This is a genomic window from Neisseria sp. P0008.S010, assembly GCF_051962715.1.
In the GTDB taxonomy this organism is placed as follows: Bacteria; Pseudomonadota; Gammaproteobacteria; order Burkholderiales; family Neisseriaceae; genus Neisseria; species Neisseria elongata.
Genome location: NZ_JBQCVA010000290.1, coordinates 1 through 272, shown reverse-complemented (window position 1 = coordinate 272; position 272 = coordinate 1). Strand labels below are relative to the sequence as shown.

Here is a 272-nt window from a genome sequence, read left to right as displayed (position 1 = left end):
TACAGAGGGTGCGAGCGTTAATCGGAATTACTGGGCGTAAAGGGTGCGTAGGTGGTTTTGTAAGTTAGATGTGAAATTCCTGGGCTTAACCTGGGGACTGCGTCTGATACTGCGAAGCTAGAGTACTGTAGAGGGAAGTGGAATTTCCGGTGTAGCAGTGAAATGCGTAGATATCGGAAGGAACATCAGTGGCGAAGGCGACTTCCTGGACAGATACTGACACTGAGGCACGAAAGCGTGGGGAGCAAACAGGATTAGATACCCTAGTAGTC

At 49.6% G+C, this 272-nt stretch carries 1 rRNA gene; it reads left to right on the top strand.

The window, feature by feature from the left end:
• A 16S ribosomal RNA gene (locus tag ACTHSL_RS13635) occupies positions 1-272 on the top strand; the annotation flags it as partial.